The organism is Rubritalea tangerina (genome assembly GCF_042683245.1).
Taxonomy (GTDB): Bacteria; Verrucomicrobiota; Verrucomicrobiia; order Verrucomicrobiales; family Akkermansiaceae; genus Rubritalea; species Rubritalea tangerina.
The window spans coordinates 1-21,372 of the sequence record NZ_JBHUJB010000056.1 but is presented as its reverse complement, the minus strand read 5'-3'; the positions used below and the strand labels follow the sequence as shown (position 1 = coordinate 21,372).

Sequence of the window (21,372 nt, the reverse complement as noted above, 5' to 3'; positions counted from 1 at the left end):
TAGCTTATGTCTGAGTGGGGGGAATTGATAGTGGTAGGTGTTTCCTGACTTAGTCAGATGGTGTTAGGTTTTGAGGGGAAGGTGGTGGCGACGAGTATTGCGATTGAGCTAATGATGATGAGGGCGACTCTCCAGCTTGAGTCTTGGGGGGCATTGGTGACAAAGCTGTAGAGGTAGAAGCTGAGGGCGAGAGCAGCGGAAAAGCAGGAGAGGACTTTGGCTAGTTTGACTTTTCTAAGTTGGAGGAGGAAGGCTGCGGCGAGGCTGAGAATGCCGAGTGTGAGGCAGAACCAGAAAGCGTTGGGTTTGAAGGCCTGCGCTTCGATGCTTCTCCAGAGACCAGTGAGGATGAGGTGGAGTGCGTAGCAGACGGTGAAGGTAGGAAGTTGATGCATCATTATGTTATATCATCTCTCGACTCGGAATAGACGAATGGAGTTTGGTTGAGTCTTGTGAAGTTTGCGCTTCGCGATTTTAGAGTAAGTCGGATTATCTTGCAGAATGTCATCGTTGTCATTCAGTTGTCCCGCGCGTGCGTGAGGCCTTCACTCCGCCTTGATATTCTGCAAGCTCATTCCGACCATTCCGTTTCGATCAATGGTATGAGAGAAGGAACTCGTGGGCTCGTGGGAGATGGGGATTACGATTGGTCGAGGAATTGTTTAGCTGCTTGGACGATCTGCAGGCTATTAGGGGAATCGGAATGGACGCAAGCGGTGAGGTATTGGTAGTGTTTAGGAAGTTGGATGGGGCTTCCATCGAGCGCATAGATACAGCCGGTGTGCTGGAGGGATTCGAGTCGTTGGAGAATGGATTCTTGTGCATCAATGAGGGCTTCTGGGTGGGAGCGAGGCAGGAGCGACCCATCTGGGGAGTAGTTGCGGTCGAGGAAAATCTCGGGGAGAATGGCGAGTCCACGCTCTTCGGCTTCCTTTGCAACGGTGCCTCCGGCGAGGCAGACGATGGAAATGAGGCAGTGATGCTGGACAAAGTTCAGGAAGGATTGACGGAACTCGGCGTTGGTTTCTGTGAGGTGGTAGAGTGCGCCGTGGAGTTTGATGTGGTTGAGGTCGGCGGCGCTCACGTAGCGCTGGATTTGCAGGCTCAGGAGTTCTTGGAAGTCCTCGGTTGAGAAGTGTGTTGGGAGGCTGCGTCCGCGGTCGGGGCTGGAGACTCCTGGGTGGGCTCCGGTGCTGACGGCAATGGGTTTACGGGCCTCAGCTAGGACGGCGCAGTGTGTGATGGACTCGAGTGTTCCGGCGTGTCCGCCGCATGCGATATTTGCCATATGGAGGAATGGCATAAGGGCGGCGGTTTCCTCGGGGCTTTCCCATTCACCGAGGTCACAGTTGAGGAAGATTTCGGGCATACGCTAGGAGTATGCGTGTGGTCGTGGGGCTGACCAGCCTATTCGATAATCCAGTCGTAGTTGGGGGTGTTGATGAACTCGTATCCCTCTTTGGTGATGACAATGGTATCTTCAATTCTGCAGCCACCGACTTCTGGGATATAGAGTCCGGGTTCGATGGTGATGACTTGGCCGACTTCCATAGTTTCATCGGTCTCACGGATGAAAGGAAACTCGTGGACCTCGAGTCCGACTCCATGGCCGATTCCGCAGTAGCATCCCTCCCAGAGTCCGTCTTCACGGAGTCGAGTTGGGTAGCCGCGTTGTTCAAGGACAGCGCGTGCTGCTTTATCGACAGCGCCGAGTGGTTTACCGGGGCCGAAGCATGCTAGAGCGGCCTGGTGGGCCTGGTAGACGGTGTCGTAGATATCGCGCATTTTATCGCTTGGGGTACCTTTGACAAAGGTGCGGCTGAGGTCGCCGTACATGTAGGAAGCGTCATCGCGGGGGAAGATATCGACGACGATCATTTCATGGGCCTTGACGGGGCCGAAGCCGATACAATGGCAGTCGGCGGCCTGAGGGCCTGATGCGGCGATTGGAGAATTTTGTCCGCCGCCAGCCATGGTGCATGCGACGCGGATTTCTTTGCGGAGGAACTCGCAGGTGAGTGTTTGTCCTTCGTAGATGAGTGAGTCATCGGCGCTGATAGAGCTTTGTTGGAGGATTTGTTTCACACGGGCGAAGCCGGCTTCGGAGATGGCGGCACCTGTACGGCATTGTTCAATCTCTTGAGGTGACTTGATGGCGCGTTGTGGGAAGAGTGGGGCTTTCGCGATCTCGAGTTTGATACCGAGTTGGGTGAGGTCACTGAAGAGCTGGGCGGGGAAATCGTGTGGGATTGTGAAGTTGGTGAACCCACAGTCCTTAGCGGCAAGGAAGATGGCGTTACTGAGTGTGGGGGCACCGAGTTCTTTTTCGGCTCTTTCTTGGTAGAGTTTGAGGTCGAGGACTTTGCTGAAGCGTCCTTCTTGTTTTGCTCGTTCGACTTCCATGCGGTGGATGAGGGCAATGGGGGCGTCGAATGTGCCAAACATGCAGATGGGGTCCATCGATTTAAATTGGCTAAAGTAGTAGCCATTGGGTTCTACTTCGGTGATGGAATAGAGCAGGTAGGCAGAGTTTGGCATGGAGAGAGCCATACGGAATAGTGACTGGGATCGGCACGCTTAAAGTGTCGCTTGTGCAGGATTTGTAGTTTCGGCTTTGTGGTCTAGGTGTGTGAAGGTGATGGGGCTATGGGCGTGTTGTTGGACGAGCCAGCTGAGGTCCTCTGGGTGGACGAGAGCGATGATGGGGTAGCCGCCGACGGTGGGGCCGTCATTGAGGGTGACGATGGCTTCACCACTTGGGGGAATTTGAATGCTTCCTAGAATGGTGGGGGTACTGTGAATGCTGATGTGATGTTGGAGGCATTCAGGGGCGTCGTTGGTGAGCCGGTATCCGCTGCGATCTGAGCGGGCGGATATTTTCCAGATGTTGTTTAGCAAGTGGTTGTGTTGGGCTTTGCTAAACAAGTGGCTGTGGGGGCCTGAATAGAGACGCAGACTGGGGGGGCGGGAATACTCTCTTTGGTCCTGTGGCGGGGTGGAGCGGTTTTTTGCGCTGGTGGGAGCTGGTGGATTGAGTGTGGGAGCGAGTGGGGCACCAGTCACGATGGCTTGTCCGATGTCTGAGCGGGAGTGATAAGCTGAGCTACCAAAGAGGGTGCGCGCTTGCCAACCACCTGGTGCTGCGAGGTAGCTGCAGACGCCAGCTTTGCTAGGTTGGAAGTCGAGAATTTCACCCGCACTGACATAGCGCGCGGTCCAGCTGGGGAGTTGGGGGCAATGGCAGCCGCCGACATGAGCGATCCAGGATGGCTGAAGCATTTTGATGCGGAAGCCACCTAGAAGGATCTCGATCACTGGGTCAGATGGGAGGTTGTGGAGAAGGGTATTGGCTGCAGCAGAGGCGTGAGTATCTAGGGCACCGCATTGGGCGAGCCCGTATTGGAGCCAGCCGTATCTACCAGAATCTTGGTAGCTGGTGGCTGGTCCAGTCTGGAGCACTGTGGCGATTGGTTCAGGCATGGTTTATGCAGGGATAAAGGTGAGGGTGTCACCGACCTTCAGGGTGAATGCGGCATCAGGGGAGGCGCCGGGTTGAAAGAGTGGGTGGTCGGTATTGCCGAGCCAGTTCCAGCCACCCGGGCTGGGAATGGTGTAGATGCCGGCGTGGGTGCCACCGATAGCAACGGCTCCTTTTGCCATGTGTGGGCGGGGTGTGGCGCGGCGCGGTAGGTGGAGTGCTTTAGGGAGGCCGTCGAGGTAGGCAAATCCGGGGCTAAAGCCGAGGAAGCGAACGCGATACTGCGCTTGTGAGTGTAGGGTGACCACTTCATTGGGGCTGAGTCCTGAGTGGTGTGCGACTTCTGTGAGGTCGGGGCCATCATAGTGGACATGCACTTCGTGATGTTGGGGTGGTTGGGTACTGCTTGTTGTTTTGGCGAGGGAGTGGAGGAGTTGTTGGATTTTGGCTTCTGGCTGAGGGTGATGGGTTAGAATCAGGAGGGAGTCATAAGCGACGACCCATTCTTGGCAGAGTGGGTGCGTTTGGGAGGCGAGGTGGTGGAGGAACTCGATGTCATTTGGGTCTGCCAATTGGATGAGCCAAGCTGTGGGGCCATAGGGGCGAAGCGAGTGTGGCGGTAGGTCAGGCATCTGGCTTGAAGTATTAGAGAGGAGCGATTCCTTTGGCGAGTCATGAATTTTTTGGCCAAGCAGGGGGAAGTTTGATAGAGCCAATTCAGCGAGCATGAAAAAACGCGTGTTAATCACTGGTGGAAGGGGAGGACTAGCTAGAGCCTGTGGACAGGTTTTTTCAGATGCTGGTTGGGAGGTGCTGGCTCCTGGAAGGGAGAGCTTGGATGTTCGTGATTCTGATAGTGTGACGCGTTACTTTGAGCAGGCTGGAGACATTGATTTGTTAGTGTGCGCAGCGGGAGTGACGGCTGATGGCTTGATCCTCAAGTTAGACGAAACTTCGTGGGATAAGGTGATGGAGACAAATTTAAGGGGGGCCTACTTGTGTGCAAAGGCAGCGAGTAAGCGGATGCTGAAGAGACGCAGCGGACAGGTGTTGTTTGTAAGCAGCTTCTCTGCCTATCAACCTCATTTGGGGCAGTCGAATTATGCTGCGGCCAAGGCGGGTTTAGAGGGCTTGGCGAAGTCATTGGCTCGCGAATGGGGCGGGCGTGGGCTTCGCTGTAATGTGGTGGTGCCGGGCTTGATGGAGACTGGTATGACTGAGGGGCTAAGTCCGACGGACTGGGAGGGGCTGATGGGAAAGCATTGTCTTGCAGCCATCCACAGTGCCGAGCAGGTGGCGGGGTTTATTTATTTTTTGGAATGCCAGCTGCCGCATACCTCAGGTCAGGTCTTTAACCTCGATAGCCGGATTCTTTGAGGGCTATGAGGTAGCGGTGCGTGGCTTTGATTTTTTGGGGGGAATGGGGCGCGGGGTAAGAAGGCGTAGGAGTAGGTTACTGAGAATCATTTTTAGGTGCTTGAAATTTGTTTTTACGGCGGACGATGACATCACTGTGGTAGGCGATGACCGCGTAGTGGTCGGTGAAACCATCGCACACGGCATCGAGAATGGCGTCGGCATTGTCTGGGCTAACAATGGTTTCGACTTGAATGTTTCGGCCTTCCCAATCGGAGGCGTGGACACCACGTGAGCCTTCCCCTTCGCAGGCGATGAGGGTGTATCCGGTCGAGCCGTGTTGTTTGATGAGTTTGAGGATGGGTTCTTTAAGGAGGCGTTCTGCGACGATCGTCACTTTTTTCATTGGTACATTCATGAGCAGAGGAGCTGAGCGGTTTTGAGATAGAGTGGGATACCACAGAGTAGGTTGAAGGGGAAAGTGATACCGAGGGCAAGTGTGAGATAGATACCAGGTGAAGCCTCGGGCAGGGCGATCCGCACTGCGGCTGGGGCTGCGATGTAGGAGGCGCTTCCAACCATGGCGCCGAGCACGGCTGCTCCACCTGGGCTCATTCCAATGGAGCAGGCAGCTGCGGTTCCGAGGCAGCCATGGACCACAGGGATGAAACAGCCCAGAGCGATGAGGCGCCAACCGGCTTGTGACATATCGCGCATTCTACCGGCAGCGACGGTGCCAAGTTCTAGCAGGAAGAGGCAGAGAACTCCCTTGAATGGGTCGATAAAGAAGGGGGTCACGGCTTGCATTTTTTCCTGACCACAGAGGGTGCCGATGACGAGTCCCCCAATGAGCAGGAAGATACTTTTACCTGCGAGGACGTCGTGGATGGCCTTTCCTAGGTTGCCGTTGCTTTTCCCGCGGGCGAGGATGAGACCTACGATGATGCCGGGCACTTCAAGAATGGCGACGAGGGCAGCGAGGTAGCCTTCAGGGTGGAGGCCGGAGATTTTGGCGGCTTCGATGGCGGCGAGGAAGGTGACCGCGGAGACTGAGCCGTAGTGTGCAGCAGTGGCGGCGGCATCGGTATTGCTGAGCTTCCCGAACTTCCGCATGAGCAGGAAGGCGGAGAAGGGGGTGATCAAGCCGAGGACCAGTGTGAGGGTGGCCGGTCCTATTAGGTCGCTGATGGTGGTTTGAGAAACCGCGATGCCTCCTTTGAGGCCGATCGCAAGAAGAAGGTAAATTGAGAGGCTTTGGTAAACGGCATCGGGGAGCTCAAAGTCGCTTTTTACCCAGCGGGCAATGGCTCCTAAAACAAAGCAGAGAACAATGGGAGAAATCAGATTTTGAAGCGCAAGTTCCATAAGTCGTCCAGTGGTGCTGGCGACTTCTTAATGCGAAAATGGTAACGTGCAACAAAAAACCTGAAAAAAATGTCAGCCTTTGAGAGGTGCGAGCAGGTCATGGAGTTTGCAATGTGCTTCGAGCGGGTGGCGGAGTGGGAAGTTGAGGTTGACGGTGTAGGAGTTTCTGCGTCCTTCTCGTTTTTTAATGAGGGCGCCGGCGTCGACCATTTCGGCGAGGATTCGTTGTACGGCACGTTCTGTAATGCCGACGCGTTCGGCGAGGTCTCTGATACGGAGGGTGGGGTCCTTAGTGAGGCAGAGGATAATGTGGGAATGATTGGTGAGAAAGGTCCACTGGGCTGGCTTATTCACGGATGTTTCACTCATAGGTAGGAGTGGGTAGCATACAGCTGAAGAAAATTACAGGTATAAAATGGCTAGAATGGAGTCGGAGGAGTGAGGGCTGGGGTGAAATCGGGAGGAAAGTTGGATCAAATGTGGTGTGTGGGATGACCTATAGGTAACCATCCGAGCGACTACCCCACGCGAGTGTCTGGAGTTGTAAGGCAGCTACCAGATATGATGATGATTCGAGAGATATTACTTGTTGGGCTTGCGCTGAGTCTGAGTGCGTGGGCAGATGAGCTGATTTTTGACGGCTCAGGGAAAATTAATTCTCGAGGGGTGTATGAGAAAAGCCTTGAGGTAGGAGGGGAAAAGCTGGTGATGCAGGTGCGTGCGGGCAGTTCATTTGCGCATGTCGATGCAGTGCGAGTGACTCAGACTGAGAGAAAGCGCGGTGGGACATTTGTGCTCGGTGTGGCGGGAGGGCACGGTCAGAAGAAGGAGATGACTGTGGACACTCGATACGAGGATGGGCAGATCGTGGAGGAGGAATGGATGGAGATTTCTTTTTCTGAGCCGGTGGTATTGAGTGGGTGGGAGTTTGGTAATTTAGGTGCGCAGAGATATGTGGAGTTTAGTGTGAGTGGCGAGGTGGAGAATAGCGCGATAGGTGTCTCTGCTGGGGTTTTTGAGAAAGTGTTAGAGTTGGAGGCGGGGGAGGTGTTAGTTTTGAAGGCACGGAATGGGCATAGGGATAAGTCCTCTGGGGTATCGCTGCGTAGCATTACAGTAAGCCTCTTAGGTGGTGGTGAGGATCGGGTAAAAAAGGCTCAGGTTGAGGTTAGCAAGAGAGTTGAGGGGAAGGTGTCGAAGGCTGCGTTGATCAGCATTGGGGGGATAGCGGTGCTTATGCGTCCGTGATTTGGAGAGGGTGAAATAGTGGTGTGAATTGAGGATTGGGGATGGGGGCCGTGGAGGGGAGTGGGTTCTATTGAGTGTGCCTCTGTGTTTGTGCTGTGCTACATTTTATTCTGTTGTGTTGGGTTGTTCGGTTGTGTTGGCTGAGGTGGATTTATGTTAAGCTTTTTGTTTCTGTTAGTAAGGTGATGTAAAAAAACATTAACAAAATATTTTGAGAAAAATTATTATCGCTGTGCTCATTGTGAGGGCAGTTTCTGTTAGTGTTGTTTTGTTAGTGAGTTGTGTATCTTGTTGGTGTGTGTGGGTATATATGCGTAGAAATTTGTCCTTGTGCGGGGTGGGTGTGGTTCATAGTTGTCTGAGCGTGATCGTTTTAGTCCTTAAACTTTCGCTCTGATCTCAGTCGTTAGATCGCAATACACTACATCCAACTATGAAAAATTTTACCATCGCGGCCGTGCTGGCTCCGGGTGCTTTGCTGGCGGAAGAATCTGGCAAGGCGATCAATGACGTCTGGCATGGGATAGCTGGCAACCCCATTTCTGAGATCCTCAACGATGAGCGTTTTTACGGCAGCTCAGATGTGTCTGAGGATCGCCATTCGTTATCGGTCAGTAATGGTTATGGAGGAACGAATGCGCAACGTACGCGTGGCTATATTGTGGCGCCAGCGACTGGGACGTATCGGTTCTGGCTTACTGGTGACGACTCTGCGCGCTTTTTACTTTCGAGCAGCGCATCGAAATGGGATCGCAAGGAATTGTTAGATTTACCAAGTTACAAGGGTCAATACGACTGGGACAATGGGGTGCATAGTGTGGAGGTTACGTTAGTGGCGGGTCAGGAATACTTTTTTGAGTTGATTCAGAAGAATGGTGGGGGAGCTGGGCATGCGGATGTGGCTTGGTCATACCAAGATGCGAGCTATCAGAACTGGGCGCTAGATCCCGGTGCTGTGGCGACTCAGAGTACTACTGGCTGGGGTGGGACTGCCGACAAGGCGATTGATGGCAGTGAGAGCACGATTTTTGGTGAGGGCAGTGTTTCGCACACGGATACTTCGAGTGAGAGCAATTGGTGGCAGGTAGATCTCGGGCAAGAGCGTCCGATCCAGCGCATCACGCTTGTTAACCGCAGCGACAACCATGCGTCACAGCTTTCTAACTTCAAAGCTAGCATCTTGGCTGCTGATGGTACGGTGATTGAGAGCAAGGAATTCTTTACCGACTCTGGGTACGTCAAGGGGCTGACCGTCTGGGAGCTCGATCAAGCGGTGACAGGGACCACGGTCAAGATTGAGACCTTAGGAGTGAACCGACGTGGCAACACGGGGATTGCGCTCGCAGAGGTGCAGGTCTTTGGATCGAATGATGCGAATGCCTTGAGTGCGGCACGCCAGTTGGTACCAGGCAGTCAGCTTAAGACATACACGGTGGATGCTACGGATGCAGATCTTGACGAGCTGAAGGACAGCTGGGAGCTAAACCACGGATTTGACACGAGTGCTTCGCAGACTGGCGATTACAGCCCGCTCGCAGATGTTGATAAGGACGGACTCAACAACCTCAAGGAATCAGCGCACGACACGGCACCTTTCACGGGCTCTTCGATTACAGGTCACTGGACTCTAGAGAAGTGGTCGGATGTGTTTGAGTACGGGGTTGAAGAGCTTGTGATGCACGATCGCTTTTTCCAGAACCCAGACACGCGTGAAATCACCGATGCTGGGCAAGTGCGTGACTTGGGTGCTTATTCTGGAGCGCGTCTGCGAGGTTATATCACTGCACCTGAGTCGGGTTATTATCGATTCTGGATCAGCTCACGTGACGGCAGCGAGCTTTGGCTGAGCAGCGACTCAAGCAAGTACCGCAAGCAATTGCTTTGCGGGATGGGACCACGCTTTGGCACTGGCCACGGCATCACCAATGGCTCCTCTAACCTTTGGGATCAATTCAGCTGCCAGATGAGTGAGGAAGTCTACCTCGAAGCGGGCCAGAAGTATTTCTGTGAGGCTCTCAGCCAAGACGGGCACCCAGGGAGCCGCCACATCAGTATCGCTTGGGCGCGCCCTAACAGCGAGCGTGAGATGCTGCCAATGGAATACGTTTCCTCTTATGAATTTACACCTGCGGATGCTGATGATGACTACCTTCCGGATGCGTGGGAGAGTCAGTATGGACTCAGTGTCAGTGACAATGGAGCGCTCGATCGCAGCCGCGAAGGTGAGCTCGGTGACTTCGACATGGATGGGTTGAACAACCGCGAGGAATACCTTTACGGGACGGATCCAAGTGATCCCGATTACGATGGTGATGGTGTGTTAGATGGGGATGAAGTGAAGAGCTATGGTTCTGACCCCACGACCAGTGATGCACCGGACGAGTCATTGGTCAGCCAGCTGCCAGTGGATCAATACACGCAAGCAGATGCCGCATGGACAGCCACATCTGAAGGGCTGATTGGTTCTTCATTCCGCGGGGGGATTGCATGGGACTTCACAGTTGCTCAAGCGGGACATTACGTGCTGCATATCAACACGAAATTGTTAGGTGACCTCTATCTCCACGAGGTAATACCAGCGAATGTGTCGATTGATGGGCAGGAGGTTTGGAGCAAGGAGATTGTTTACGGGCAGAAGCGCGAGGCCTTGATTCGGGTGACCACGCCTCATCTCAGTGCCGGTACGCACAGCCTTAGATTATTTATTGATAACATCATCGCGAGACGTTCGGTTTCGATCACTGGCTTGGCCTTGTACCAGCCGAATGGAGTGGATACGGATGGCGACGGTACCCCTGACTGGGTGGAGAGCCAGCTTGTGGGCGCCAACCAACTTTTTGGTTACGTGACGAGCTCGCGCACCTCACCTGCATTCCTTGAGGGGATAGCGAGAACGCGTGGCACCACCACTGTCAACAACCAGTCGGTGGCAGCAGGATTAGACTCTAACCATTGGTATGCAAACTTAGTATTAGATGCGCAGAATGGCAGCCACTTCACCGTGGATTTTGAATCCGGTGTGAGTGAGAGTGGGATTATTGATTGGGCGGCGACGGATGTGCTTGCGGGCGAGAACCTCGTGGTGCGCAAGGGCGACGCGCTCAAGCTCACGGCAGTGGGTGATGGGTATGTAGTGGGTGATACCGTCTCACTGAGTATCGACTCGGTATGGAGTGCGGGCCACCTTCCGACGACTCTGGCTGATGCAGTGGCGCTAGCGGACAGCTTAGACATCACGAGCGTGCATCAGATTTCTGGGGTGATGCAGGGTGGATGGAATCCGACGGCGGTGGCATGCCAGAGCTTCCATCTCGTGGCAGGTACCGACTCTGCGACTTTCCAGCTGCAGCACTACACTGGGGTGCATACCAAGGCGGTCAAAGTCCAACTCACCCTTGTGGACGGAGTGGTGAAGGCACATCAGATTTACGCGCGATACAAGACTGGAGATTTTGTTGGGCAAGATTTTGACACGCTCGAGGGCACAGGCGGGGCTCCTGTAGGTGCAGGTGGTTATGGGGTGGCTGAGTTGCGTTTCAGCGCAGCCGTGGCTACTGACATTGCTGCTAATACTGAGCTTCCATTTGCCTTCCTCAGTGCTGGCAGCCAGACCTTGCAGGCGACGCATTCCAATGGGAGCAGCGCGCAAGTCACTGTGGAGGTGAAGCAAGCTGACTTCTCGGTGGCGGCGAGAGATTTCCTCGCAAACTCGGTGCGCAACACGTCCTTTGACTTGGATGCTGTCGATGCGGATTTGTACTTTGAAGGTGGGAGCTCTGCTGAAGTGCTCGCGGTTACTTCCGACGCGCAAAACCTCACCATTCAGCTGGCACCGAAGGCTCATGGGGAAAAGGTGTTAGCGGCGCGTCTCTACAAAGATGGACCGATCCTTGCGACCCAGCCACTGAACTTCATTGCCATCTCCGACGCTTTACAGAATGATCTCACCTCGGGTTTCTTGAGTCGTGATTTCGAAGGGTACTACAACCTCACCACGCCTTTAGTTGCCACGAATCTCCCTGAGGGAGGTAAGGTCAAGGTCACGATTTTCCGTTCGGGAGTGACTTTTCTGGATGGGACAAAAACTCTCTGGTTAGAGGTGGATGACTTTATCAATGACACGGCCATGCTGAACTTCCTTTTCCCGATTGGGATGAGCGGTGGGTATTGCCACTACCTCGATATCTATGACCGCAATGGCGCCTATGTTGGGCGTCGCTAGTGGGGAGGTCCAGTTATTCATTTAGGGAATTCGCGTATGTCTCACCGTAGCTTTATCATTGCGCTTGCGTGCATGTTGCTTGCCGTTGCGGGCTTTGTCATCTGGACACTCAGTGGATCCACTGAGTTAGAGGAGGCGGGCCAGGCGCAGCGGGGGAGGACGCCTGAGCGGGTGTCGGTGAGTGATCAGGGTGTTGTCCGTGAGGATCGTCCTCGCGACGCGAGCAACCGTTTCACACGTCTGAGCGATGGCTCGGTGCGTTGGCAGGTGAGAGTGGATCAATTACGCCGTCTCGACGCTTCGACGCTGAATGCTACGGAGGTTGATTACCTCTACGGTTTGCTGCGCCACGCACCGAGTGGCAATCCAGAAGCGTGGTGGGTGGTGGTCAATGAAGTGATGGAGCAGATCGTGAAGCAATCGATTGCTCCGGAGCGGATTACAGGTAGCTTGGCGGGATTGATAGGCGACCAGAGTTTGGACCCAGTGCTGCGCGACTATGCGATCCAACATCTGAGCATCCACCTCAAGGAGGAGAGCGAGGCTGAGGCGCAAGGTTTTGAAGCGATTAGGGCGGCGATTGTTGCCCCAGAAAACCAACACAATTCAATTCCCGGCACGGCTTTGGTGGCACTCAGTACGCTGCAAGAGGCTCAGCCCACAATGGTTCACGCACAGTTTACTGCGCTGGAGTCTTATCTCGATCCATTGATTCGCGGGGAGGTGGCTGCGAGTGTGGCGACACGGACCTCGGCGATCAACGCAGTGGCCTTGGTGGGGGCCGAGAGCTACCTGCCTGCTGTACGCACTTTGGCTCAAGCTGAAGGAGGAAATGACAGCGTCAGACTCAGTGCCATTGCGGCCCTCGGGGACTTTCACCAAGCCGCAGCTATGGCGGCACCCTCATCACTCTCAGCAGACGCTGACAGGCAACTTCTCGAAGCACTGGTTGCTTCAAACACAAAATTCAAATTCGCAGCCCAGGCTGCACTCAAGAAACTTCAACATTAATACACTATGAATCTTCTAACAAATCGTTTTGCAAACCCATCGGCTATCATGGCACTGGGTCTTTCGCTCTTTGCTGTGTCGTCTCAGCAGCTTGATGCCGTCAATGTTGGCGTTACCACTTATTGCTCGAGTGTGAGTTGTGATGAGTGTGATGAGAACGGGGATATCATTTCTGTTCCAAAGCCAGCTGGCACAGTTTGTACACAAGTGGGAAGTATTGAATGGGCCATGAAGCTGGGTGAGGCGCGTCGTAAAATACGTCCGAGCTACACGGATATGTCGATAGTTGGCAAGTTTGAGGGCGCAGTGCGTGGGAAGATAAGAACCTTCAAAGATGTGTACCGTGAGGTAAACGACCCGAGTGCATTGGCCTTTGAAGATGTCATGTTAGAAATTAATATGGCCAGTATCAATGCCTCGATTCTCAGTCCTGAAATTCTTAAAATTCACAGTGACGCGGAATTCGAAAAGCTTGAACACACTACGGTAGTTTCATCTGGGAGCAGTAGTACTGGTTCCGCAGTGACGGTTACGAAGACTGAGCTTCGTCAGGTTCTCACCAAGAATGCGTTCACAGATGTGGAAAAGTTAGAAACTGGGTTTATTATTCGTCTGTGGAATCGCGCTGATATCAACATAAGTAAGACGAGTAAGTACTATACTCTACCAACGGAGGTAGAGCCGATTCAGGAGATTGAATTCCGTAGTGTGCCGAATTCGACTGCGACATTCGAGTTCATGATGATCATTAAGGAGCGTTTTGGCTCTAATGGTATCAGAACGATTACTGAACATCATAAAAGAGACGCGACTCATGACACTCTTGTTGTGACCACACACGAGGGCGAGGGCCTGACTGGAACTCCGATTCACAAGCAGGAGATTACCTATACTGATCGGGGTAATATGAAGTGGGATTATACTCTAGAGCGTAAGGTCTATGAGGCTTCTGTGGACACTCAAGGGACACTCGGATCCTTAGTGAAAGTGGCACATACTCAGGAAACCTACCGAGATTATTCCTTCTTCGATCCGAATCTTCCAAACAGTCAGCAGGGGGGGGAAAGAGGAATGCGTCGACTCATCAGGGAGATTCAAGACTTTCCTGGGGAGAAACTAACAAAACAATATAGTTACTATGGTAGTGGGGGTACGTTAGACTGGAATATCCAGCAACCAGGCGAGACCTCGAGTTCTACGCCCGGGTACACAGCAAATCATGGACGCCTAAAGACGATCAAGAACAGTGACGGCTCATGGGTGTATTATCAATACTCAGAGCAATATGAGGGGGAACCCAATATTGGTGACAATTTTCTTTTTGCGACACCTACTGTTTCAGTTACTACAGAATTTCGCTCATGGAAGAATGTACCGATCTCAGACAAGGACTCAGCAATTAAAATTGAAACCATTATATCTAAGGACACGGTTTCAGAGACCACTTTTGTAGAGGGGGTTCAGGTAGCCAAAAAGAGCATTCGTACGACGCAAGACACCGATGGGACAGTGATTCAAACTACACGAGATAATGATGGATCAGGCTTTTTGACATCAGTTACGGGAAGGTATCCAGCGGCTGCTGAGGACAAAGTAGCTAATCGCCCAAAATGGGTGGAGCACCGAGATGGTACTGCTGAAACCTACAGCTACGCGCATGGTCAGAATGGGGAATTTGTCATTACTGTAGAGGCTGGTCAAGGAGACCGTAATGGTATCACACGTGGCAGACGAACGATCACTACGCTTAACAAGTCTTTTCAGCCGATTGAAGAACAGACGATAGCCTTCAATAAAGTAACTGATGAGGAATATGAGTATGTCTTGCACTCAAAGAAGGCCGATAACGCAGGTGGGTTTGATCGTTTTGGACGCCCGCTGAAGTGGGTCTATAACAATAACCCTCAAGACTACTCGATTATGCAATACGGGTGTTGTGGTCTTGAGTATGAACGTGACCGAGCAGGGGCGATTACTGAGTACTCGCGTGATCCGCTGAAGAGGGTGTATTCGACTTCCAGGAAGCGTTCTGTCAATGGCACAGCCATTGTGACAGGAACTAGCTTCAACGGCCTCACAAAGCGTACTGTTGTGAATCCGGGGGAGAATGAGTTGCTTGTACGTGAAGTGACACGCTCCCTCAGTGGCTTGAGTCAGAATATTCTCACAGCAGACGCAAACGGTGACGGTCAGCCAGAGCAGACTTCTATCCAGAGAGAAATTCTTAAGACCGAAACGACCGAATCTACCTCAATTGGCAGTTTTACAAATGCAACGTATCACGGGGTAAAGACGACGACGACAGCTCCTGACGGGGGAACTTCCATCACTGTTCAATTTGTTGACGGGCAGACCGCTTCACGCTCGGGTACTGCTGTCACTGGTTCGGCTACGGACGTGATTACCTATGACTACGGAGTGCATAGACAAACAGTAAGTGATGGGCTCTATACTAAAATGACTCAGCCGAATGGTAGCGAGTGGCAAATTATTTACCGAGATAAAGTAGGCCGCACCTTCCGTACTGAAAATGCTGATGGGAGCTATTCTGAAACTAGCTATTACTCAGGTGACGCTGTAGCAGGAGCTCGCGGCAAGGTGCATGTTGTCCTTGATGCGGACGAGACAGCTCTTACTGGTTCTGGCACGCATGTGAGCTATACCTACAATGGTCGTGGCGAGCGTGTTAGCACGACCACGAAACTTTCGAACAATCAGCAAATGGTCACCACCACCGAGCATGATGATGTCACTGATCCTGATATTGGAATTGCGCATCGCTATCGTACTTGGGTCAATGGTGTGCACACTCAAACCAGACTCCAATCCGGGGATGGATATAAAAGCAAGACGGTCACGCTTGCCGGCACGAGTACCTCAGAGAGGTCTGTTCCAGTAGATGGAGCCTGGACTGTCACGAGTACGGCAGCCAATGGGGCATTTAGTATTCAAACTTACGCAGATGGTCTGCTTGAAGAGTCAGCTAGTTATGCGGCGGGGGCTGATCCGGCAGTCGCTGGTTCACAGCTCACGAAGCAGACTCAGACGTATGACGCCTTTGGGCGCGTGCTCACCGCGACGGATGCTCGCACAGGGACGGTGACTTACAACGGCTATAACGAAAATGGCTCAGTGCAGAGTATCACTGACGCAGGTAATCGGACTACTGCCTATACTTATGACGTAATGGGCAGGACTATCAAGGTGGACGCTCCTGATACCAGTGACAAAGATGGTGCTGTCATCGCGAATGTGACTCACACGCGTTATAACCCCACTGGCACGGTAGCGGCTACTTGGGGTGATCAAACTTATAGTCGTTTCAACCTTTATGACACTCAGAACCGTCTTGTTGAACTGCGAACCTACCAAGATCTCGCTCACGGCTCTGAGCCGACGGTGGCCACGACAGGTTACGCCTCGACGAAATGGAACTACAACACCCAGCGTGGTTGGCTTGATAACAAGCGCTACGATGACAATAAAGGCACCGACTATACTTACACCGATGCCGGGAGACTCAAAACGCGTGAGTGGACGCGCACTTTGTCCGACGGCACTACTAAGGTTACAACTACCTACGGCTATGACCAAGGGCAGATGGTTTCGACGAGCTATAACGATGGAGTCACTCAGGACGTAGTCTACGCATACGACAACTTTGGTCGACCGACGACTGTGACACAAGGCTCCGGTGCGACATCTAACCAGCATGCTTATGTGTATGACCCCGCAACACTCGTGCTCGATAAGGAAGTGATTTCTTATGGCAATGGGCTTTCCAGAACCTTGGATCGCTCACAGGATAGCTTACTGCGCCCCACAGGCTTTCAGCTAATGAATGGCACGACGGAGGAATACGCTACGAGCTACGGCTATGATACTGCCGGTCGTCTGGCAGGTGTGCATAGTGGCGCAACTTACCCGGCAGCCCCTGCGACAGCTGACTTTACCTACGGCTATCTGGCAAACAGTGGAAGCTTAGTGGAAAGTGTGACAGGCCCTGCGCATACGGTGACGAATACCTATGAGACGACACGCAATGTGCTCGATCTGAAGAGCAATGCCACGAATGGCGTAACACCAAGTGTGATCAGTGCCTTCGATTACACCGTCAATGCTCTCGGACAGCGTGAGGATGTGGCTCGTTCCGGCAGTGCCTTCACATCCGCGCACACGGAAAGCTGGAACTACAATGCCAAAGGTGAGGTTGTTACCGCTGACCATAGCACAAACAACGCTTTCGACCGTGCTTACGAGTTTGACGGCATCGGCAACCGAAAGAAGTCAGCCGACAGCTTGACGCTGCCAGCGACTGACAACTACACATCGAATGCGCTCAATCAACTCACCGCTGTCGGTAATACGGCAAGAGTCCACGATGCGGACGGTAACTTGTTAGATGACGGCACAAAGTTGTATGTTTGGGATGCTGAGGATCGCTTGATAGAGATCAAGGATAAGGCGACAGATAATACAGTTGCGATTTATGAGTATGATGTATATTCACGTAGAATCACCAAAACTGTTGGCTCTACTGTCACGAACTTCGTGTATGACGGGTGGAATCCGATTGCAGAATATTCTGGCTCAACGCTCGGCAAGTCATACACTTGGGGAATGGATCTTTCTGGATCAATGCAAGGAGCAGGAGGAGTTGGCGGTTTACTATCCGTAAATGATGGTAACGATACTTACTACACGACCTTCGACGGCAACGGGAATGTTAGTGAGTATGTTGACTCTACAGGGACTTCAGTTGCTCATTACGAATACGATGCTTTCGGGCAAGTGGCGGCTACTGGCACGAAGAAAGGTGACTTCTCTCACCAGTTCTCCACTAAGCAGCTAGATTTTGAGAGTGATCTACATTATTATGGTTACAGATATTACGATTCAGCTACAGGTTCCTGGATCAGCCGAGATCTGATTGCTGAACGCGGTGGGCTTAATCTTTATGGGTTTGTGAGGAATAATGGGGTAGGCTCCTTTGATCTATTGGGCTTGGTTGATCCAGCGATGCAGGCATATTTTAATAACACAGGAGGTTATCGGGATCGTTTACATAAGTGGAGTCCAGCCAATGATGAGCAGAAAAATAAGGCAAACGAGCAATTTGATGAAGTTAGTGAGGACTTCAGGACAAGAGGAGGCAATACTGACTATGAATACGGAAACGATGATCCGTGGACTAAAGAGTTAATGCAAAAAGCTGTTTACGATAGGATGAGAACTTGGATTAGGGATAAGGCTAAGGAGCATTGTGCTAACGGAACGACAGATTCATTCATAGATGGAAGTCCGTATAAGTGGGATGATTCAGCTGATGACAGTGGCGCGCTAACTCCATTTCTTGATGCTGTTAACTATATATTTGGAGCTGAATTGAAATCTCTTGGTAGCAATGATGGTCAGTTTACGATAACGTCAGTGGATTGTGACAAATGCACTGTTTCGTATAGTATGGTTGTGACTGATTCTTTCAGATTTGGAAGTCTAACAAGAGTTCCTGGAACTAGTAGGAGTGTCCTAGATCCAAAACCGCCACTAAATAATGGGCTGGGAGGATCTGCATGGCTTCCTCAAAGTGAAGATGCAGATAACCCATTCGGAGAAGATGGCGTGTTTGGAACAGTCAATGTAACGTGGAAGTGGAATGAATCTTTATCGTTTTCAAAATGAAAAAATCACTGAAAGCCCTGTTGATTTTTCCGTTGCTCACGGGATGCGAAAAATCCGTCAATGAGTCATTAAACGCTAACAATCTAACTCCTCTTCATGGATCATGGAACGGGAGTTGGAGCTGGGAAAAGGGAAGTAAAAGCAGTATCTTAATTTCAGCAGATAGCATCAAATTGACCAACTTCCCTCTAAAGAATATTGTTGATAGCTCTCAAAGCCTTTTGAATGAGGAATTCAAATATAGTTTTGAGAAAAACTACGGAGGTAAAGCACAACCTTGCTTACTAGTTACCACAACGAAAGGGCGAGGATCTTTTCCATTATATATAAGTAAAGAAAGTGGATTCTGGACGTTAAAATATAGTTTTTCAACAGATTTAGGGCAGAGTGTTACCTTCAAAAAGAACTAATGCATAGATTGAATATAACGTGCCGATAGCCCCCACCATAATCAAAATCAATTAACCCAAAACAAAAAGCACACCATGCGGTGTGCTTTATTAGCAATACTCAACCATAGCAATACGTGGGTTGCATGCCAACTTTGAGAAAAAACATCTCCAAGAGCTTCTTGTTACTAGATCAATTCGCTGAGCCTTGAGAGCGATGAACATGATTTGGATCTTCCCCCATCTTTACGTGCACCGAATCCAATGATTGTGCATTTCTCTCAAGAATCTTGGTAAGCAATGCCGTTCACATCATCTATCCAGACTAGTCAAAGAAACGCCTCCTCCAGCACGATCCCATGTCCTGAAACAACCAGATCCACCATCCCAAGCACTTTTAAGCCAGATGGATCACTCGAAATTCAGTAAGACTAGCGACTCCATGGAAATTATGTGGTCGTTGGTCTAACAGAATGAGGATTGCAGTCAACGAGATCATGAAGCTCCAATTAAAAAGACAGACAAAGCCGATTGCGCGTATGCGTTTTTCTGTGCGGTGTTTATCTTATGTCTGATGCGCGTGTGCTCGCCTCTTTGTTAGGCGATGAGACAGGTCGTTCTGCTAAATCTGACTTCGCTCCGCTCCTCCTGAAGCAAGCTTCAGTGCTTTTCGACAGAAATTGTCTGTCTTGAAATTATGAGGATCATATTCTGTGGGTGTGAGTACGCAGGAGAAAAGGGAAAACAGAAACTCAAAGAGTATTCGCAAAAATATCCTGACGTTGATTTCGCAGCCTCGGAAGGAAATGCAGGGTATAGGAGATGATGGGCGCCAATGATGAAATTGGATGAGTGGCGGTTTGATAAAAAATGTTGGGTTATTGCAAGAAATGGCAAGCTGAAAAAATCAGAGTGGCCACAGCCCCATCGCTTGAGATACGATTACACTATATGGCCATGGGCGGTCAGAAAGTAAATATTCATATAGTTATGATACGTATTGTTCTTCTATTATTACTATCCTGTGCAGTTATAAATTCCGAGATTAAAGGTTTTTCTGACTTGCCACCGAAGCTCCATGGTCCGGATATTGTTTTTGAAGGAGTGATCCTGGAGGACCAAGTGTGGTACTACATGCAAGGTGACAAGTTTGTGAGTCAGGAGGAATACAATCTGATTACTAAACCACAGGAAGATATTTTCACCTATGAGATTAGATCTTTCAATATGCGTGTGACAAAAAGCTATAAAGGAGATGTTCCTATTGGCGTGACTATTCCAATGTTTTACAGGTTGTGGAGTAAGCCATCTGCTGAGAGGCACAAGGAAAGAAGAGAGGTTGGTGTCTACAAAAAGGCGGAGGATAAACTAAGCGTTGGTAAAAAGGCTGTGGTTTGGTTCTCGAAGTCTAGTGTGACTAGTATCGATTCACCTTTTGCTATGAATTTTTATAAATTTCTCATTCTAGATAGTAATTCAATAGAGCCTTCCTTTCTAAATACATTGAACAAGTCTACTGAGAAAAAACCATCAGATGATGATTAAGGAGACACCTCCCAAGTGTGATCGACACTTGAGTGATGAGCCCTTATTGAACGCTTGGAAGTTCTCTATTCAAAGGATTATGGGGATCAGGTGCGCTTGCATTTAGAGTTGTTAGCAAAGGCGAATTCTTAAGTGAGAGTCGCAAAGCACTTCCAAGTAAAATTCGAGGGGCGCTTGATGGCTGCGGTTTATGGACGGCGAGGAAGTTAGAGTGAACTATTGATGGGGGGGCGATGCATCGTGCTTAGTTAGGGTTGTCTATCAGTCCAGACTTAGGTGTGTTCTTCGCTAATACTGTTCTGTGTTTTTATTGGTAAATCTGGAGAGAGGCTGCCCTGTTTTGGCCTTTTTAGGTGAGAGGGGGTTGGTGTAGATTGGGTGTCAGGAAAGCTGGGTAGATTTTGTTTGGTTTTTTTCAGCTAGCGTCAGAACTTGTCTGTCTGTATTTTTTAGCAAAAGCTCTGAAGAGCCTGACTAATCCTTGGGGTTATAACGGTGAAGAAGCAGATGAAATACATGTTTGTCCCTAAGGTTATGAGTAAGGTGTCTATGATTAATTCAATATGCGTTTTTATATACGCGGCTTTTTTAAATTATTATTGTGGAGCGTTAGGGACAATATCTCACCAGAGTAGGTTTATTCATAAGATTGATTTTTGTGAGCCAACAGCCTGTAATGTTACATTGGTAAGTCCTTTTTTGTTGTGTGTTATAGCCTTTGTTCTTTTGCGTAAAAAATTTAGTGTGCAATTTATTTATGTCCTCTATTTTTCATTTGTAATGTCGACGATAGTCTTTTTTTACCATCTTTCTATATGGATTAAATATGTATTATATTGGTAGAAAAAACTATCCAACCAGCTAGCCAATAGCGTGGAACGTACCACCTATTGGTATTTACGAAATTCGACTACAAACTAGCTAAGCTACCACCATTGCACCCCACCATAATCAAAATACTCAACCCCAGTGGCACTCAAGCCGCTCTGTGATATGAAAGTAGTCTGTCTCGAATGGCACGTAGTTAAGGTCGATTACGAGCTTTTTTGTAGTAGACGGAAAGCCTGATATTGAAT

At 50.7% G+C, this 21,372-nt stretch carries 15 protein-coding genes; 7 read left to right on the top strand and 8 right to left on the bottom strand.

Annotated features, from left to right (window positions below; genetic code table 11):
* Positions 1 to 53: 53 nt before the first annotated feature.
* From ACFSW8_RS13380 to ACFSW8_RS13360, 5 genes are all read right to left on the bottom strand, one after another.
* Positions 54 to 398: a hypothetical protein gene (locus ACFSW8_RS13380; protein ID WP_377087510.1), complete on the bottom strand. Its 345-nt coding sequence runs from the start codon at positions 396 to 398 to the stop codon at positions 54 to 56.
* A 242-nt stretch (positions 399 to 640) separates the two neighbouring features.
* Positions 641 to 1,369, bottom strand: coding sequence for a LamB/YcsF family protein (locus ACFSW8_RS13375; protein WP_377087507.1), 729 nt, complete (start codon positions 1,367 to 1,369; stop codon positions 641 to 643).
* A 38-nt stretch (positions 1,370 to 1,407) separates the two neighbouring features.
* On the bottom strand, positions 1,408 to 2,538 hold the full coding sequence (locus ACFSW8_RS13370) for a M24 family metallopeptidase (protein WP_377178481.1): 1,131 nt from the start codon (positions 2,536 to 2,538) through the stop codon (positions 1,408 to 1,410).
* 39 nt (positions 2,539 to 2,577) lie between these two features.
* Positions 2,578 to 3,480 (bottom strand): 5-oxoprolinase subunit C family protein, encoded by a 903-nt coding sequence (locus tag ACFSW8_RS13365; protein WP_377087503.1) that lies wholly within the window; start codon positions 3,478 to 3,480, stop codon positions 2,578 to 2,580.
* 3 nt (positions 3,481 to 3,483) lie between these two features.
* Positions 3,484 to 4,110, bottom strand: coding sequence for a 5-oxoprolinase subunit B family protein (locus ACFSW8_RS13360; RefSeq protein ID WP_377178479.1), 627 nt, complete (start codon positions 4,108 to 4,110; stop codon positions 3,484 to 3,486).
* Positions 4,111 to 4,204: 94 nt separating this feature from the next.
* Between ACFSW8_RS13360 and ACFSW8_RS13355 the strand changes: the two genes are divergently transcribed.
* Positions 4,205 to 4,855, top strand: coding sequence for an SDR family NAD(P)-dependent oxidoreductase (locus ACFSW8_RS13355; protein ID WP_377087500.1), 651 nt, complete (start codon positions 4,205 to 4,207; stop codon positions 4,853 to 4,855).
* 76 nt (positions 4,856 to 4,931) lie between these two features.
* Here ACFSW8_RS13355 and ACFSW8_RS13350 read toward each other — a convergent pair whose 3' ends face one another.
* The 3 genes from ACFSW8_RS13350 to ACFSW8_RS13340 all read right to left on the bottom strand — a co-directional run bounded on the left by ACFSW8_RS13350 (position 4,932) and on the right by ACFSW8_RS13340 (position 6,568).
* On the bottom strand, positions 4,932 to 5,252 hold the full coding sequence (locus tag ACFSW8_RS13350; protein ID WP_377087498.1) for a P-II family nitrogen regulator: 321 nt from the start codon (positions 5,250 to 5,252) through the stop codon (positions 4,932 to 4,934).
* Positions 5,249 to 6,199 (bottom strand): sodium-dependent bicarbonate transport family permease, encoded by a 951-nt coding sequence (locus ACFSW8_RS13345; RefSeq protein WP_377087495.1) that lies wholly within the window; start codon positions 6,197 to 6,199, stop codon positions 5,249 to 5,251. The genes ACFSW8_RS13350 and ACFSW8_RS13345 overlap by 4 nt, the downstream gene beginning before the upstream one ends.
* 72 nt (positions 6,200 to 6,271) lie before the next feature.
* On the bottom strand, positions 6,272 to 6,568 hold the full coding sequence (locus ACFSW8_RS13340; RefSeq protein ID WP_377087491.1) for a helix-turn-helix transcriptional regulator: 297 nt from the start codon (positions 6,566 to 6,568) through the stop codon (positions 6,272 to 6,274).
* Between the two features lie 192 nt (positions 6,569 to 6,760).
* On the opposite strand from ACFSW8_RS13340, the gene ACFSW8_RS13335 reads away from it, so the two are divergent.
* The 6 genes from ACFSW8_RS13335 (at position 6,761) to ACFSW8_RS13310 (ending at position 20,296) form a co-directional block, all read left to right on the top strand.
* The gene (locus ACFSW8_RS13335; protein ID WP_377178477.1) at positions 6,761 to 7,447 is read left to right on the top strand and encodes a hypothetical protein; all 687 of its coding nucleotides are present in this window, start codon (positions 6,761 to 6,763) and stop codon (positions 7,445 to 7,447) included.
* Positions 7,448 to 7,880: 433 nt separating this feature from the next.
* Positions 7,881 to 11,669 (top strand): PA14 domain-containing protein, encoded by a 3,789-nt coding sequence (locus ACFSW8_RS13330; RefSeq protein WP_377087479.1) that lies wholly within the window; start codon positions 7,881 to 7,883, stop codon positions 11,667 to 11,669.
* 36 nt (positions 11,670 to 11,705) lie between these two features.
* Positions 11,706 to 12,680, top strand: coding sequence for a hypothetical protein (locus ACFSW8_RS13325; protein ID WP_377087478.1), 975 nt, complete (start codon positions 11,706 to 11,708; stop codon positions 12,678 to 12,680).
* A 6-nt stretch (positions 12,681 to 12,686) separates the two neighbouring features.
* On the top strand, positions 12,687 to 18,362 hold the full coding sequence (locus tag ACFSW8_RS13320) for an RHS repeat domain-containing protein (RefSeq protein WP_377178475.1): 5,676 nt from the start codon (positions 12,687 to 12,689) through the stop codon (positions 18,360 to 18,362).
* A complete protein-coding gene (locus tag ACFSW8_RS13315; protein ID WP_377087472.1) occupies positions 18,359 to 18,772 on the top strand; it encodes a hypothetical protein in 414 nt (137 codons plus the stop codon). Before ACFSW8_RS13320 ends, ACFSW8_RS13315 begins: the two co-directional genes overlap by 4 nt.
* A gap of 849 nt (positions 18,773 to 19,621) precedes the next feature.
* A complete protein-coding gene (locus ACFSW8_RS13310; RefSeq protein ID WP_377178473.1) occupies positions 19,622 to 20,296 on the top strand; it encodes a hypothetical protein in 675 nt (224 codons plus the stop codon).
* Positions 20,297 to 21,372 lie beyond the last annotated feature (1,076 nt).